At 48.9% G+C, this 15,628-nt stretch carries 15 protein-coding genes; 11 read left to right on the top strand and 4 right to left on the bottom strand.

All coding sequences use genetic code 11. From position 1 onward, the window contains the following. The coding region (locus ACLU9Q_RS19215; protein WP_412625850.1) for a restriction endonuclease subunit S at positions 1-1,336 on the top strand (1,336 nt) is incomplete at its 5' end. A gap of 4 nt (positions 1,337-1,340) precedes the next feature. After that, a complete protein-coding gene (locus ACLU9Q_RS19210; RefSeq protein WP_412625849.1) occupies positions 1,341-1,847 on the top strand; it encodes a restriction endonuclease subunit S in 507 nt (168 codons plus the stop codon). A 44-nt stretch (positions 1,848-1,891) separates the two neighbouring features. Here ACLU9Q_RS19210 and ACLU9Q_RS19205 read toward each other — a convergent pair whose 3' ends face one another. Together ACLU9Q_RS19205 and ACLU9Q_RS19200 are read right to left on the bottom strand one after the other, a co-directional pair. Further along, entirely contained in the window at positions 1,892-2,695 is an 804-nt protein-coding gene (locus ACLU9Q_RS19205) for a tyrosine-type recombinase/integrase (protein WP_298511925.1), read from the bottom strand. A gap of 41 nt (positions 2,696-2,736) precedes the next feature. Next, positions 2,737-4,122 carry a restriction endonuclease subunit S gene (locus ACLU9Q_RS19200; RefSeq protein ID WP_298511928.1) on the bottom strand — a complete coding sequence of 462 codons (1,386 nt, stop codon included), beginning with the start codon at positions 4,120-4,122 and terminating at the stop codon, positions 2,737-2,739. Between the two features lie 267 nt (positions 4,123-4,389). Here ACLU9Q_RS19200 and ACLU9Q_RS19195 point away from each other — a divergent pair, with 267 nt between their 5' ends. After that, a complete protein-coding gene (locus ACLU9Q_RS19195; protein WP_296841261.1) occupies positions 4,390-6,081 on the top strand; it encodes an AAA family ATPase in 1,692 nt (563 codons plus the stop codon). Positions 6,082-6,114: 33 nt separating this feature from the next. Here the strand turns inward: ACLU9Q_RS19195 and ACLU9Q_RS19190 are convergent, their stop codons facing one another. Together ACLU9Q_RS19190 and ACLU9Q_RS19185 are read right to left on the bottom strand one after the other, a co-directional pair. Continuing rightward, positions 6,115-6,849 carry a YoaK family protein gene (locus ACLU9Q_RS19190; protein WP_308594083.1) on the bottom strand — a complete coding sequence of 245 codons (735 nt, stop codon included), beginning with the start codon at positions 6,847-6,849 and terminating at the stop codon, positions 6,115-6,117. Between the two features lie 2 nt (positions 6,850-6,851). Next, a complete protein-coding gene (locus ACLU9Q_RS19185; protein ID WP_296841260.1) occupies positions 6,852-7,115 on the bottom strand; it encodes a hypothetical protein in 264 nt (87 codons plus the stop codon). Positions 7,116-7,394: 279 nt separating this feature from the next. Between ACLU9Q_RS19185 and ACLU9Q_RS19180 the strand changes: the two genes are divergently transcribed. The 8 genes from ACLU9Q_RS19180 to ACLU9Q_RS19145 all read left to right on the top strand — a co-directional run bounded on the left by ACLU9Q_RS19180 (position 7,395) and on the right by ACLU9Q_RS19145 (position 15,619). Continuing rightward, positions 7,395-8,294 (top strand): LysR family transcriptional regulator, encoded by a 900-nt coding sequence (locus tag ACLU9Q_RS19180; RefSeq protein ID WP_296905947.1) that lies wholly within the window; start codon positions 7,395-7,397, stop codon positions 8,292-8,294. Beyond that, positions 8,294-8,965 carry a response regulator transcription factor gene (locus ACLU9Q_RS19175; RefSeq protein ID WP_296839344.1) on the top strand — a complete coding sequence of 224 codons (672 nt, stop codon included), beginning with the start codon at positions 8,294-8,296 and terminating at the stop codon, positions 8,963-8,965. Before ACLU9Q_RS19180 ends, ACLU9Q_RS19175 begins: the two co-directional genes overlap by 1 nt. Beyond that, positions 8,955-9,947 (top strand): sensor histidine kinase, encoded by a 993-nt coding sequence (locus ACLU9Q_RS19170; protein ID WP_296839338.1) that lies wholly within the window; start codon positions 8,955-8,957, stop codon positions 9,945-9,947. The genes ACLU9Q_RS19175 and ACLU9Q_RS19170 overlap by 11 nt, the downstream gene beginning before the upstream one ends. Before the next feature lie 161 nt (positions 9,948-10,108). Then, complete coding sequence (locus ACLU9Q_RS19165) at positions 10,109-10,876, top strand: ABC transporter ATP-binding protein (RefSeq protein ID WP_296839336.1); 768 nt, start codon at positions 10,109-10,111, stop codon at positions 10,874-10,876. Next, on the top strand, positions 10,869-12,851 hold the full coding sequence (locus ACLU9Q_RS19160) for an ABC transporter permease (RefSeq protein ID WP_296839334.1): 1,983 nt from the start codon (positions 10,869-10,871) through the stop codon (positions 12,849-12,851). The genes ACLU9Q_RS19165 and ACLU9Q_RS19160 overlap by 8 nt, the downstream gene beginning before the upstream one ends. Before the next feature lie 196 nt (positions 12,852-13,047). Further along, complete coding sequence (locus ACLU9Q_RS19155; protein WP_296839332.1) at positions 13,048-13,581, top strand: RNA polymerase sigma factor; 534 nt, start codon at positions 13,048-13,050, stop codon at positions 13,579-13,581. Next, positions 13,535-15,154, top strand: coding sequence for a DUF4179 domain-containing protein (locus tag ACLU9Q_RS19150; RefSeq protein ID WP_412625848.1), 1,620 nt, complete (start codon positions 13,535-13,537; stop codon positions 15,152-15,154). The genes ACLU9Q_RS19155 and ACLU9Q_RS19150 overlap by 47 nt, the downstream gene beginning before the upstream one ends. Before the next feature lie 123 nt (positions 15,155-15,277). Continuing rightward, on the top strand, positions 15,278-15,619 hold the full coding sequence (locus tag ACLU9Q_RS19145) for a DUF1294 domain-containing protein (RefSeq protein ID WP_412625847.1): 342 nt from the start codon (positions 15,278-15,280) through the stop codon (positions 15,617-15,619). Positions 15,620-15,628: the final 9 nt, after the last annotated feature.

Genomic DNA, 15,628 nt, shown 5'->3' with positions numbered 1-15,628 from the left:
CATCGCGGATGAGGTGCCGTTTGAGATTCCGGAGAGCTGGGAATGGGTGCGGCTGGGGAGCATTTCTACTTACGCACAGACAAAGCAGAAGATAAAGGCGCAAAATGCAGATCCTGACATATGGGGACTTGATCTTGAAGATATTGAAAAAGGTGGACGTCTTTTAGCCGAAAGAAGTGTTGGTGAACGTAGGGCTGTCGGAGATAAAACGTATTTTGAAAAAGGAGATATTCTTTACAGTAAACTGCGACCATACCTTTTGAAAATACTCATCGCACCCAATGATGGTATATGCACTCCAGAAATCGTACCATTTAAGTTGTATGGCAAGTTATATTCACAGTATATTGTCGCTTTCCTAAAATGTCCTTATGTGGACACGGCGATAAATTCAGCTACCTATGGAGTTAAAATGCCCAGAGTTGGTACAGAAACAATGGTATCGCTTTTTGTTCCGATTCCTCCACTCAACGAACAAACGCGAATTGTAGCGAAGCTCGATGAGATTTTTACCTTTGTTGACAGCTACAGCAATGCATACAGCCGTTCAAAAATACTTGATGAGCAATTCCCCGAACAGCTCAAGAAATCCATTCTCCAATGGGCTGTTCAGGGTAAAATTGTCCCACAAGATCCGAACGATGAGCCTGCCTCCGTACTGCTGGAACGCATCCGGGCAGAGAAAGAGCAGCTTGTGCGTGAGGGCAAAATCAAACGGGACAAGCATGAATCCGTCATATTCAGACGGGATAATTCTTATTACGAAGTCTCTGGTAAAATAGAGACTTGCATTGATGATGAAGTTCCATTTGATATACCTGAATCATGGGTGTGGTGTAGGCTATCATCAATCGTCTCTATTCTTGGGGACGGAATTCATGGAACGCCACAATATTCACTTGATGGAGAAGTAGCTTTTATTAATGGAAATAATCTATCTGATGGGAAAATCATTATAAGAGCATCAACCAAAACCGTATCTGCTAATGAAGCAGAGAAACATAAACGCGAATTGAATGACTCAACAGTGCTGGTCTCGATAAATGGAACGATTGGTAATATTGCTTTTTATGAAGGTGAGCATGTTATTTTAGGAAAGAGCGCATGCTTTTTTAATCTTCTTCCGGGGATAAACAAAGAGTATATAAAAATTGTATTGGAAACATATTACTTTAGTAAATACGTTTCACAAGTTGCTACCGGAACAACCATAAAAAATGTTCCGTTAGCTGGGATGAGAGAATTTCTAGTACCCATTCCTCCCGAAATGGAACAATTACGAATTATCGAACGCAGTAAAATTGCTATAGAACAGATTACAAATTTCTTATTATGAGAAGGTGGACGGAATTGAGCGGTGTATCGACGCGGAGATACCGTTTGATGTGCCGGAAAGTTGGTCTTGGAGTAGAATTGGAGCGATGTTTTTGCTTCAAGCAGGAAAAAATATAAAAGGCTCTGAAATATGTGACCATTCTTTTCCGGGTTCTGTACCTTGTTATGGCGGTAATGGAATAAGAGGATATGTCGGAATTGCGAATCGAGATGGTGATTATCCGATTATCGGGAGGCAAGGAGCGCTGTGCGGAAATGTAAATCGCGCATCTGGGACATTTTATGCAACGGAACATGCTGTATGTGTCGAGACATTTAGTGCAACGAATGTATCATGGGCTTGTGTTTTTCTTGAAGCCCTTAATCTCAACCAATACGCAACTGCGACAGCACAGCCTGGACTGGCCGTGTCAAAGATTAACACAGTTTTAATTCCCATACCACCTATTGATGAACAGCAGCGCATTGTAGACAGGCTCTACGGGTTAATTAAACAAATCGAAAAGCTGTAAAATTTCAGGGCATACAATTCTTTTGGACTGTATGCCCCGCTTCTTCACCAGTCTACGACGTCATCGACGATGGCTCTCTGCTCCGTTGCAGTCTTTCGGAGATAAATTCTTGTGGTCTCAATGCTCTCGTGGCCCATCAAATCAGCCAGAAACGCAATGTCGTTGCAGCGTTCTAGGAAGCTCTTGGCGAACCGGTGGCGGAAAGAATGAGGATAGACCACAGCCGGGTCAATGCCGTACTTCACCGCCAGCTTCTTTAGCTGTCCGGAGATGCCACGAGTAGTAATTCGCTCACCAAAGCGGTTCAAAAAGATAAAGCCGCTTTCCTGCCCTCTTTCATTCAGCCAGGAAAGGGCTTCTTCCTGCAAGACCTTGGGAATGTAGATTCGGCGAAGTTTCCCACCCTTCGAGTAGAGATCGAGGTGTCCCAGCTTAATATGCTCCACCTTAATCTGCACCAGTTCGCTGACTCTGGCTCCGGTGGCAGCGAGGAAACGCACGACAAAGTACCACAGCATATTGTCATCGCGCTTCAAGCAGTTCTTGAAGTAGGTGTAATCTGCTTCGCTGATTACATTCTCCAAAAATGCTTTCTGCTGAACTTTGACGGAGGACAGCTTCCAGGCATCCTTTCTTACGCTTTCCAGATAGCAGTTGATTGCCCGGATGCGCAAATTGACCGTCTTGGGCCTGTAGTGTTCGATCAGCCAGGTTTTGTGTTCTTTCAGACTGCGTTTTGTAACGGTATCGTACCGTTCGCTGTACTGTTTCACAGCAAAGAGGTACGAGGTCACGGTGTTTTCCGAGAGGTTTGTTCCTCTCAGATGTCTTTCAAATTCTTCAATCATGGTGAAAGACCTCCTTTCACCATGATTATATCTGATACAAGTCACATTGCTTCTATATGAGGAAGGATGCTCTCGATTTTCTCGACAATCCGCTTTTGTTCAGCGAGGGGCGGAAGTGGAAATAACGCATACGATACTTTATCGCTATTAAGATTTTTCACAACAGCTCCACTGACTACACCGCAAAACTGACAATATGCAAATGAGGCTGAAATCATATGATATAAAAAATCTTTATAATACGCAATCTCATAGCCGCTTAAAACCAACCAACCGTCATGAATGCAACCATCAATTTTTAAAATGTATGGACGTCCAAAGCTCATCGAATTCGTTAAAAGGAAATCACCTGCATGAACAATTCGACTCTTAGAAATTCCTTCTGGTATAATTTTTTCTTTCGTACTGCTGATATATTTCCCGCCCTTGTCAGAATCACTTATTTTAATCCAGTTTATACCTTCGTCTGAATCAGTCAAAAATTGCTTTATCGGTCTTGGTGAGCCCCCACGGACCACTTCACATACCGTTCCCAGCCTTATCCATTCCCACGAATCCGGCACATCAAACGGTATCTCCGCGTCGATACACCGCTCAATTCCGTCCACCTTCTCATAATAAGAATTATCCCGTCTGAATATGACGGATTCATGCTTGTCCCGTTTGATTTTTCCCTTGCGGATGAGATGCCCTTTCTCTGCACGGATGCGCTCCAGCAAGACAGAGGCAGGCTCATCGTTCGGGTCTTGTGGGACGAGTTTACCCTGAACCGCCCATTGGAGGATGGACTTTTTCAATGAATCCGGGAAATCGTGATTTAATCTCGTTAATGTGTTGGCGCGTTCACTGTATTGCTCCACTCCGGGCATGGCATCCTCAATTTTGGTTACTATGCGTTTCTGCTCTTTAAGCGGAGGAATAGGAATCAATGTTTTACCAAATTCTGTTCTTGAAATCTCTTTGAATGTAGTTCCCGATGCCCTTGCTTGAATAGAGGGAGTAAGCGTAATAAGGCAATAGTATAGGTAATCATTCAAATCGGGAATAACCGGGACAAGAGACTTAAACCCTTGATTTGTGCAAATACTGTTTCCCGAGATAGCAATATATCCGATTGGCGCACGACTCGAATATAATATGCTTCCGGCAGGCATAAGTTGCGCGGAGGAATGCGCAAGACCGTATTCGGATATAGCTCTTTCGCCATGACTAACATATTTTCCAGTTACATACTTCATATCTGCTGGAGTAAGCCAAGGTATGGTTGCATTTGCCCAACTTTCTCTGTCAGAGGTTTTTGGCGTCCCACCACCTACTATTTCTCCGAGAAAGGACAGCCGCACCCATTCCCAGCTCTCCGGAATCTCAAACGGCACCTCATCCGCGATGCAGACCGGCTCCCCTTCGCCTATCTTCTCATAAGGCAAATTCGAGGAACTTATAGTATAAAATGTAGGTTAGCCGTTTTGCTCCCAGAGTGAAAGATATTTTTAGCTGCTTGAAATTCTTGACTAACTGTTTGTCCTTAAAGATGTTTTTATCAAGGATATCACCTCGTGCATAGCAATCATACGGGATGACCGGATATTGGTTACGACGGCAAGACACTGCAGCATAATGTTTCTGTATGACAAATTCTCTTGCAACAAAGGGGAGTTTTATGGTATGGTAAGCATGATAGGAGTGTGGATAGAATGGCAAAAGTGAATCTGCCGTATGGCATTGACCTTTTTGAGCAAGTGCGCAGCAGGAATTGTTATTACGTTGATAAGACGGACTTTATCCGGGAATTGTTAAATGAGGAATTCACGGTCAACCTGATTACCAGACCGCGCCGCTTTGGAAAGACTCTTACGATGAGCATGCTTGCAGAATTCTTCGATATCCGCAAGGATAGCAGGCAGATGTTCGAGGGGCTTGAAATAGCAAAATATACGGATTTCTGTGCGGAATGGATGAACCAGTGGCCGATTCTGTTCCTGACTCTGAAGGACGTGGATGGGGACAGCTTTGAAGATGCATATGGGCTTCTGCAATATACAATATCTGTGCTTTGCATTGAACACAGTTATTTGACAGATAGCGATAAGGTTGACAGTGCGGACAAAGAGCGTTTTCTTCGGCTGAAAAGTGAAAATGGAACCGTGTCAGATGTAAAGGGCGCTTTGCTCACGCTGCTCCGCATGATGAAAGCACACTATGGCAGAGAGGTAATTTTACTTGTCGACGAGTATGATGTCCCGCTTGCGAAAGCCAGCGATAATGGATATTATGAGAAAATGCTGAACATCATAAAAAAGTTTCTCGGCATGACGTGGAAGTCCAATCCGAACTTAAAATTTGCGGTGGTGACAGGATGCCTCCGGATTGCGAAAGAGAGCATCTTTACAGGAGCGAACAATTTTATATCCGATTCAATATCCAGTAAAAAGTACCAGGATTGCTTCGGGTTTAGTGAGCCGGAGGTGATTGCATTGCTGGATGCCGCTGAATTGCAGGACGCTTTGCCTGAAATGAAAAAATGGTATGACGGGTACCTCTTTGGCAGTAAAGAAATATACTGCCCGTGGGATGTGATTAACCATGTCAGGGCTTTGATGACAGACCCGGATGCGAAGCCCGGAAATTACTGGATTGACACGAGCCACAATAATATCATCCGGCGTTTTATCGACCATCCGCAGATTAATGTCAACGAGAAGTTTGAGACGCTGCTGGCGGGCGGCGTGATCCAGGAGCCGGTCCGCGAGGATCTGACCTACGATATTGCCCATTCTACAGAGGATAACCTGTGGAGTATCCTGTATCTGACAGGTTATCTGACACAGGTCCCGCAGGAGAAGCTTCCGAAGGGAATGCAGCCGGAGGACGGAAAAATGGCGCTGCGTATTCCGAATGAAGAAGTAAAGTCCGTGTTTGGAAGTACGGTAAAGAAATGGTTCGAGGAAAAAATAGCGGCACAGGATCGCACTGCCCTGTTTGAAGCATGGTGGGACGGCGATGCGGAAAAGCTGACGCAGGAGATTACGGATATCCTGTTTGACACAATCAGTTATTTTGACTATAAAGAGGATTACTATCATGCGATGGTCACGGGTATGTTCCTGGGCGCGGGATATGCAGTGAAGTCAAATTCAGAAGCCGGGACCGGCCGGGCAGACGTCATTATAAAAGAGCAGCGGCACAGGCGTGCGCTTGTAATTGAGGTGAAATGGTCCGGAAAGAAAGGAAATGGGGACAGTCTGGAAAAAGAATGTGCGGATGCGCTTCAGCAGATTGAGAAGGAGCAGTATAAGAAAAACCTTGAGCTGGAAGGCTATAAGACCGTACTGTGTTATGGTGCTGCATTCCGTGGGAAAACCTGCCTGATAAAGCTTGCAGGCTGAGGCGGGATATAATATGCAGACACCTCTGTGGATTTACGGTATCAGCATCAAAATAAATCCGGCCAGCAGAAGCAGACAGGATACCCAGATTGCGCGCAGTCCCAGAACCAGGATGAGACGGCTGCCCACTCCGGCGCCAAGCGCAAAGAAAAAGATAATGCCGAAATAGTGCAGTGCTTTGGAAAAATCCTGCCGGTTGTGCGTGATGCGGCAGGCGCAGAGGGATTCCACGCCGCTGCGGATATTTCCGATACACATGGTGCTGGCAAAGGAATAGCCGTTCACTTTCCGGAAAGCCTGCACCTGCATGGCGCAGGAAAAGGATACCAGGGCGTTTGCCGGAAGATTCAGAGACTCCGGAAGAAATCCGACAAAAAACAGCAGAAGCACCTCCAGCATAAGGACAAGCTGCCGCCAGTGCAGCCGCCCCTCAAAGAAACGGTGAAACCGCCTCGTACGCCGGTCACATTGCCGCTGCCTGTCCGCCCATCCGGCTGTCATCTTCCGGCAGAAATGCCGGATCATCTCCGCCGCCGCCACTCCGAGGGCAAAGGAGAGCAGCGGCACGAGATAGCGGAGGGTTGTATGCCAGTTTTTTGCGAAAAGACTTTCACTGAGCAGAACAATATTTCCGGTCTGCGCGTTGGCAAATACGCTGCCGCGGGTAAGATACGTGTAGGCATCCTGCAGTCCGCCCGACGCGGACAAAAAAGCCGCTGTCAGAAAGGCTTCGGACATCTGTCCGTGAGAAGGTAGCTTTTTCTTCATGGTTACGCAGCCTTCCGTCCCGGAAATGTCAGCACCAGTGCGCTGTAGCTCAGCATAAATCCGGACAGATATGCCAGAAACATCTGTGAGGATGGCGCTGTAATAATTTTGTTCACTGTTCCGATAAGAAACCCGGCGCAAAGCGCGGCGAGCGCAGCACGGGTAACAGGATTAGCCGCTTTCTTACCGGAAATCTGATGGACAAGCTGCACGGCGATGGCCACGCAGAAAGCCAGAATCATAAGCAGTTCCATAATCTCTTCCATAACAATTCCCTCCATTTTTCTGCAGCGTCCTGTCCGCTGTGTCGAAGTAAACAGCACCAGGAGACGCTTGCACATTCGCAGCGCTTATACTATAATAGAAAACAAAGAATATGTAAAATGTATGTTTCGCATTTAATATATATCAAAATGACATGATAATGCCAGCGGCACCCATCTGGCAACGACCGGAGTGAAGCAAAGAGTTACTGTGAACGACGTGAACAGTAACAGCAAAGACGCACAGCGCGGAAAAATCCGCTGGCTTTATAGGAGGGCAACGTGTATATCAGCTACGATTATTACCGGGTTTTTTATTATGTGGCGAGATATCGCAGCTTTACGCAGGCGGCGAATATCCTGCTGAATAATCAGCCGAATGTCACCCGTACGATTAAGAATCTGGAGCGGGAGCTGGGCTGTACGCTGTTTGTGCGCTCCAGCCGCGGCGTTTCCCTCACGCCGGAGGGGGAGAAGCTCTACGCGCATGTCCGCATCGCGGCGGAGCATATCCAGGAGGGCGAGCAGGAGCTGCTGCTGGACAGGGGGCTGCAGAGCGGCGTGGTTTCCATCGGCGCCAGCGAGGTGGCGCTGCACTGCCTGCTGCTTCCGGTGCTGAAGCAGTTCCGGGAGCTTTATCCGGGCATCCGCCTGCGGGTATCAAATTATTCCACTCCGCAGGCGGTCGACGCGCTGAAAAACGGTCTGGTCGATTTTGCGGTGGTAACAACGCCGGCGGACACCTCCCCACAGATGAGACTGAGCGTTCTGCGCACCTTGCGCGAGCAGGCGATCTGCGGTCCGGCATTCGCCCATCTGGCGGGCAGAAAAATCTTTCTTGCAGAGCTGGCGCAGTACCCCGTCATCTGCCTGGGAACGCAGACCAAAACCTATGCACTGTATCACGACTGGTTTCTGCAGCATCATCTGACGCTGGCGCCGGATATCGAGGCGGCGACGGCGGACCAGATTCTGCCGATGGTAAAGAACAATCTTGGCATCGGCTTCGTTCCGGAAGAATTTCTGAAAAATGAAACAGAAGGGGAGGGTATCCGGCGGCTGCAGCTTGCGGAGGAGGTTCCGGAGAGGGCTATCTGTCTGATAAGGCATACGGAGCATCCACTGAGCATCGCTGCCGCCAAGCTGGAGCAGATGCTTCTGGAAAAGGAGAGGACATCATGATTTACAAAATATTAATTGTGGAGGATGACCGAGTGATTGCGGATAAAATATGTGAATATCTGGCTTCCTTCGGATACGAGGCGCAGGTGGCTAAAAATTTCGCCAATATCACGGCGGAATTTTCCTCCTTCCTGCCGCATCTTGTGCTGATGGATATTTCCCTGCCGTACTACAATGGCTATTACTGGTGCAGCGAGATCCGCAAAATTTCCAAGGCGCCGGTGATTTTTATATCCTCCGCCGCCGATGATATGAACATCATTATGGCGGTCAATTACGGGGCGGATGATTTTCTGGCGAAGCCCTTTGAGCTGACGGTACTGACCGCAAAAATCCAGGCAGTGCTGCGCCGCACCTACGATTTTGCCGGGCAGACCAGTATCCTGGAGCACCGGGGCGTGGTTTTGAATATGGACAATACCACGCTGCTTTATGAAGACAAGGTAGTGGAGCTGACGAAAAACGAGTACCGAATACTGCGGATCCTGATGGAAAATAAGGGGCGTGTGGTGAGCCGCGACACGATCATGGCGCGTCTGTGGGAGACGGACAGTTTTATTGATGATAACACGCTGACCGTCAATGTCACAAGGCTTCGCAAAAAGCTGGAGCAGGCGGGGCTTTACGATTATATTGTGACGAAGAAAGGAATTGGTTATCTTGTGGAGTAAATATCTGACCGGTTATCTGAAGCGCATCTACAAGGTGCTGCTGTGGTTTCTGCTTCTTACCGGCTGCTTCTGCCTTGTTTATTTTCTGTATGATCTGCCGGTCTCCGCTGCGCTTTACGCGGCGCTGCTTTCCGTCGCCTGCGGACTGCTTTTTCTGATATTCGACTTTCTGCGCTATGTATCGCATTGCCGCAAGATTGAATTTATGCTTTCGCAGGAGCTTCCGGTGCCGGAGGATTTTCCGCTTCCCTTCGATTATCTGGAGGAGGAATACCAGACGCTTATCCGGAAAATTTACAGGAACCGGATTGACGAGCAGGAGCGATCCGCCATACAATATGCGGATCTGATTGACTATTACACGCTGTGGGTCCATCAGATTAAGACGCCGATTTCCGCCATGAACCTGCTGCTGCAGACCGAGGAAAGCCCTAATGCCGGGGAAATGTCGCTGGAGCTTTTTAAAATCGAGCAGTATACGGAAATGGTGCTGCAGTATCTGCGGCTCGGCAGTACGGCAAACGATTTTGTCCTGCAGACGTATGACCTGGACGATATGATACGCCAGGCGCTGCGCAAATATGCCCGCATGTTTATTGGCAGGAAGCTGTCCGTCAATTTTTCGGAAACGCACCAGAAGGTGCTGACCGATGAAAAATGGATGGTATTTGTTATCGAACAGCTTTTGTCAAATGCCCTGAAATATACCAACGTCGGGACGATTTCCATCTACGGCGCAGAGGGAGGGCAGGGCTTTGTGATAGAGGACACCGGCATCGGCATTTCCGCGGAGGATCTGCCGCGCATTTTTGAGAAGGGCTACACAGGCTTTAACGGCAGGCGGGATAAAAAAGCAACCGGGCTTGGACTTTATCTGTGCAAGCAGATTCTCGATAAGCTGGGGCATCGCATAGAGGTGGCATCGGTACCGGGCACCGGTACGAAAATGACCGTTTTATTTCCGAATCTTTCAAAATTGTAAGGCTGGACGGGGAAATGTAAGCCAAAGCTATGGCAGCGCATTTCCCCGTATTGTATATTTAGCATAAAGACAGCGCCCGGAAGGTTACTGCGAACAAAGTGAACGGTACCTCCGAAAGCGTTTGCGGGCGGGCGCTGCAATCAGATAAAGGAGGATATACAATGCCATTATTAGATGTCACTCATTTGAAGAAAGTATATACCACCCGCTTTGGCGGAAACCAGGTCGTCGCCCTGAAAAACGTCAATTTTTCGGTGGAACAGGGCGAGTATGTCGCCATCATGGGCGAGAGCGGGAGCGGAAAAACCACGCTGCTCAATATTCTTGCCGCGCTCGACAAACCGACAGGCGGAGACGTGAAGCTGAACGGAAAAAGCCTTTCCGCAATCTCGGAGAAGGAGCTATCCGCTTTCCGGCGCACGAACCTCGGTTTTGTGTTCCAGGATTTTAACTTGCTGGACACCTTTTCCCTGGAGGATAATATTCTGCTGCCGCTGGTACTTTCCGGCTGCAATTACAGTCAGATGGAAGAGCGCTTAAAGGTGATTGCCTCAAAACTTGCTATCTGCGACATTTTAAAAAAGTTTCCCTACGAGGTATCCGGCGGACAGAAGCAGCGTGCTGCGGCAGCGCGCGCACTGATCACAAGACCGAAGCTTGTGCTGGCGGATGAGCCGACCGGAGCGCTGGATTCCAAAGCGTCAGAAAGCCTTTTAAAGCTGTTTTCCGACATTAACGCCGAGGGGCAGACGATTCTGATGGTTACGCACTCCACCAAGGCGGCGAGTTACGCAAAGCGCGTCCTGTTCATCAGGGACGGCGAAGTGTTCCACCAGATTTACCGCGGAGAGATGACGAGTGAGGAAATGTTTGAGAAAATTTCCAACACGCTGACGATTCTGCAGACAGGTGGTGAGCTTCATGCGTAGGGGACTGTTCCGCACGATGGCGTGGACCAACATTCGCAATAACCGCCGTTTTTACCTGCCGTTTCTTCTGACGGTCATTCTGATGACCGCGATGTTTTACAGCATGTGCAGTGTGAGCCGCAATCCGGCGTTCACAGAAAAAGCGGCAGCCGCAATGGTTCTTTCATTCGGTGTGTATGTGATCGGGATTTTTGCCCTGATCTTCATCTTCTATACGAACAGCTTTCTGATGAAGCGCAGGAAGCGGGAACTGGGGCTGTACCATATTCTCGGTCTGGAGAAGCGTCACATTACCGGCATTATGATATGGGAAACGCTGATACTGGCATTTGCCGGGATCGCGGGCGGAGTTGCTGCCGGACTGCTTCTGGATCGGCTGATGTTTCTGATAATTTTAAAGGTATTTCATTACCCGGTTTCTGTTGCCTACCATATCGATTTCTTTGCGCTTCGCACGACGCCGCTGGTATTTGCCGGTATTTTCGTGCTGGTAATGCTCTACAATGTGCATTCTATCCGCCGGGCGTCCGCGATCGAGCTGCTAAAGAGTGAAAATACCGGAGAGCGGGAGCCGAAGACACGCTGGTTTCTGGCACTGCTTGGCGTGATATGCATGGCGGCAGGTTATTATATCGCTGTCACGACCGACAATGTGGTGGAGGCCCTCACCATGCTCTTTATCGCTGTGCTGCTTGTCATGGTGGGCACTTACCTGTTGTTTCTTACCGGGAGCATTGCGCTTTTAAAAATGCTGAAGAAACGGAAAAATTATTATTACCGCACCAATCATTTTGTGGCTGTGTCCGGCATGATTTACCGCATGAAGCAAAACGCAGTCGGGCTTGCAAATATCTGCATCCTCTCAACGGGCGTGCTGCTGGTGCTCTCCACTACAGTCAGCCTCTATGCCGGGATGAAGGATATCGCCGACACGCGATTCCCGACGGAGCTTGCATTCACCTTCTATGAGAGCAGCCCGCAGCAGAATGCTGCAATGGAAAAGATGGTGGAGGAGACGGCCGCGGAGCTGGACGTGTCGTTTGAAAACTATCAGGCATACCAGTCGCTGAGCGTGACGTTTCTTAAGCGGGAGAACGAGCTGCTTCCCGATTCCGCGGTTGAAGACCGCGCCTCCGTTTCCTATGACGACCTTGCTGCCGTCACCTTTATCTCTGCGGAAACCTACGCACGCATGACCGGCGGGACGCTGTCTCTTGCGGACAATGAGACTGCGGTTTATCATGCCAAGGGAACGCTTGCGGATAGCTTCCGGTTAATGGGAGAAGAATTTACGATCGCTGCCGATCTTGATGAATTTCCGGTCAGCAATATGATGGCAAATACAGTGCCGTGCTGGTTCTGCATCGTTGTGAGCAGCGACGAACGGCTGGCGGAGATCGACCGTCTGCAAAAAGAGACCTTTGATTATTCCAGCGATATGCAATACAAGATACAATTTGACGTTTCGGGCGGCGAGGAAGAGGCAAGCGCTCTGTATGACCATATTCTCAGCAAGCTGGAGGAAGCGGAGGGAGTTCCGCGGTATCTGACGGAAAGCCGCTACGAATTCCGCCAGTCAAGCTATCTGATGTATGGAAGTATGCTGTTCCTTGGTATTTATCTGGGCTCATTGTTCCTGATGGCGACCGTGCTGATCATTTACTATAAGCAGATTATCGAGGGCTACGAGGACCGCGGCCGCTACGAAATCATGAAGAAGGTCGGTATGGATAAGCGGGAGATCAAACGCTCCATAAAGAGCCAGATCCTGATCCTGTTTTTCCTGCCGCTCGGGACAGCACTCATTCACTGTGTGGTCGCCTTTCCGCTGATGCGGCAGATCCTGCAGGCATTTTACATGAATAATACGCTTCTGTTTGCCGGAGTGACGGCTGTGGTAGCAGGAATTTTTTCCATCTGCTATGTTTGCGTGTACAGCATCACGGCGCGGAGTTATTATCATATCGTAAGCTAAAAAAATCTGAAACCTTTTGCCCTTTTTTTTCATCTAATGATTGTAAGACGAAAGCAATATTGCAAATCATACAAATCCGGATGAAAAAAGGGGCTGTTTGCCTCCAGAAAGGAGGGCTATAAAATGATACAGCTTGTAAAGCGCGCGATGAAGTCGGATACGGATGCATTTCTGGAGCTGATGGAGCGCAATTCTCTTGCAATGTATAAAGGTAGCCCGTGGAATTTTAAATAACGATGAGGATGCGGCGGACGCCATTCAGGATACCATCCTTACCTATTTTGAAAAGCTTCATACGCTGAAGAAGCCGGAGTATTTCAGAACCTGGATGATCCGTATTCTGATAAACGAATGCAACAGTATCCGCCGCCATTACAGCAATCTGAATCTGCAGGAGGATTTTGCGGATATTCCGCAGAGCGACATGTCTATCGCGGAATTTGAGTTTAAGGAAATGCTGGAGACCGTGGATGAAAAATACCGTGTCGTGCTGATTCTGCACTATGTGGAGGGCTTTAAGCTCTCAGAGATTGCCGCGATTCTGGAGCTGAATGAAAATACGGTAAAGACCAGAATTGCGAGAGCCAGGCAGCAGCTGCGGGAAGCCTATGCGGATACGCCGCCCGTTAGCTCACGGAAGGTTACTTATTATTCTGACGCAGACAGGAAAGGAGAAGGACAGAATGAACAGACAAAGCGATTTCACTTCATCAGAAACACGTTTGGATAAAACAATAGAGCAGGTACTGCAGCGGGATTTTGCGCTGCCTGACGCGGTAAAGAGGGCGCAGAGCGGGGCGTTTGATAAAATCCGCGCAGAAGCGCAGGCGCGCAACGGAAAGGAAACGAAAAAGGGACGCGGGCGCAGCAGGAGAAAGGCGCTTACGGTTGCCGGTACGCTGGCGGCATCGGCCGCCGTGTTCTCCACCATCTGTATCTCCAACCCGGCGTTTGCGGCAAATATTCCGCTGGTGGGACATGTATTTGCAGAAATCGGCAGTTCTCTTGGTTTTTCCGGCGATTATGAAAAATACGCGACATCGCTTCAGGAAGCGGAGAGCGGCGCCGCAGCGGAAGAGCAGACCGCGTCCGCAGTTGACGGACAGACAGCGCCTGCCGGAGCAGAAGCTGCGGCGACCGGTGCAGACGGCAGCTACAGCCAGACCTTTAACGGCGTTACGGTTACTCTTTCCGAGGTTTACTGCAATGACATGTCTTTAAATGTGGCGCTGGTTGTCCGGTCGGAGGAAGGCTTCCCCGACATCAGCAAAGATGAGGACGGAAATGCCTACCTGTATCTGAGGAACGGCACGCTTCTTACAGACTACTATCCGGAAGCAGTCGTCATCGCAGAGCCGGTAGAAGGAAGACTGACGGATGAGCATACCTTTGCCGGAGTTATGCGCTTTGACCTGAGCGATACCACAGAATCTGTTCAGGACGAGTATTTTGAAGCCCAGAATGATTTCTTTGCGGCGCAGCTTGGCATCAGCAGAGAGGAGCTGGATACTGCGGCGTCCGATGTATATGACCGGTTGAGAGAAATTCTTGGCACGGATGTGCTGAGTGCTTCTGTAATAGCATCTGCCGGCGGACCGGACATAAAAGATTACACAACTTATTATGAGGTTCCGGAGGATTTCTCTGTCACGCTGAAATTTGATAAGGTCGTTGCCGACCTGGCGGAGGCCTCCCTTCCGGCAATGCCGCAGGAGCTGGTAGATGAATATAATGCTGCTCTGGCGGAGCATGGTCTGGATATCGATGACTATGAGAATTTCACGGAGGAAGAAAAACAGATTGAGCACCAGCTATTTGAAGAGCAGCAGCGGAAGTATGACGAGCTTTACCCGGATGCCGGATTATTCCCGAACCGCTACGAAAACTGGTGGAAGGAGGGCGAATGGGATTTCACCTTCGGAGTAACGAAAAATACGGCTGATTCACAGGTGCTGAAAATCAATGATTTCGATGAGAGCGGACTTGGCGTGACCAGGGTTACAAAAACGCCGTTTGAGATTGTCATAGAAATGCAGAGTCCGGCGGAGAGCTCTTCTCCCTCCGGAATGGGATATTTCCTGACGGCTCTGGATGAAAATGGAAAGCAGCTTCCCTATGGTTCCGGTGGAACTACGAATACGTTTGCGGTGCAGGGGCAGGAAATCAGCCGGATAGATGTATATATCTGTGACTTTGAGGAATACATGAGCTCAAAAGGACAGCTCCTGTCCGGCGAAGGCGCGGATAACAGGGCATTGCTGGATGAAATGGCGCTGTATCATAAAGAAATTGTATTTGAGTAGTCCTTTACAGCATCCCGGAAATCCGGTATAGTATAAGACGGATGCGCGCCTCCGGCAGAGAATGAATCCGGCGGCGCGCATCCGCATCTGCATTGCAAAAATCTGCACGGGAGGAAAAACGGAATGCTGAATTATATTGTTCTTATCTATCTTGCCGCTGTCAATCTGCTTGCTTTTGGCACATTCGGACTGGATAAATACCGGGCGGTAAAAGGAAAATGGCGCGTGCCGGAGCGCAGATTATTTCTGCTTGCAGCGGCGGGCGGCTCCGTGGGAGCGCTGCTCGGCATGTATGTGTTTCATCACAAAACACAAAAGCCGAAATTCACCATCGGAATCCCGCTGATCCTGGCGGCGCAGCTTCTTATCATCTGTGTTTCTTTCACGCAGGCAGCAGCTTTTCACAATTGTGAAAAAGCAATGTCAAGCATTTTTGAAAATGTCCCGAAAAAACTGAAACATTAGCACCGGTTT

It is taken from the genome of Marvinbryantia sp., from assembly GCF_047017445.1.
In the GTDB taxonomy this organism is placed as follows: Bacteria; Bacillota; Clostridia; order Lachnospirales; family Lachnospiraceae; genus Marvinbryantia.
Note: the sequence above shows the minus strand (reverse complement) of the source record. Positions and strands in the feature narration are given on the sequence as shown.

Coding starts and splice junctions, on each gene's coding strand:
- ACLU9Q_RS19205 (WP_298511925.1), bottom strand. CDS start 2,695: ATGATTGAAGAATTTGAAAGACATCTGAGAGGAACAAACCTCTCGGAA.
- ACLU9Q_RS19195 (WP_296841261.1), top strand. CDS start 4,390: ATGGCAAAAGTGAATCTGCCGTATGGCATTGACCTTTTTGAGCAAGTG.
- ACLU9Q_RS19190 (WP_308594083.1), bottom strand. CDS start 6,849: ATGAAGAAAAAGCTACCTTCTCACGGACAGATGTCCGAAGCCTTTCTG.
- ACLU9Q_RS19185 (WP_296841260.1), bottom strand. CDS start 7,115: ATGGAAGAGATTATGGAACTGCTTATGATTCTGGCTTTCTGCGTGGCC.
- ACLU9Q_RS19165 (WP_296839336.1), top strand. CDS start 10,109: ATGCCATTATTAGATGTCACTCATTTGAAGAAAGTATATACCACCCGC.
- ACLU9Q_RS19160 (WP_296839334.1), top strand. CDS start 10,869: ATGCGTAGGGGACTGTTCCGCACGATGGCGTGGACCAACATTCGCAAT.
- ACLU9Q_RS19150 (WP_412625848.1), top strand. CDS start 13,535: ATGAACAGACAAAGCGATTTCACTTCATCAGAAACACGTTTGGATAAA.
- ACLU9Q_RS19145 (WP_412625847.1), top strand. CDS start 15,278: ATGCTGAATTATATTGTTCTTATCTATCTTGCCGCTGTCAATCTGCTT.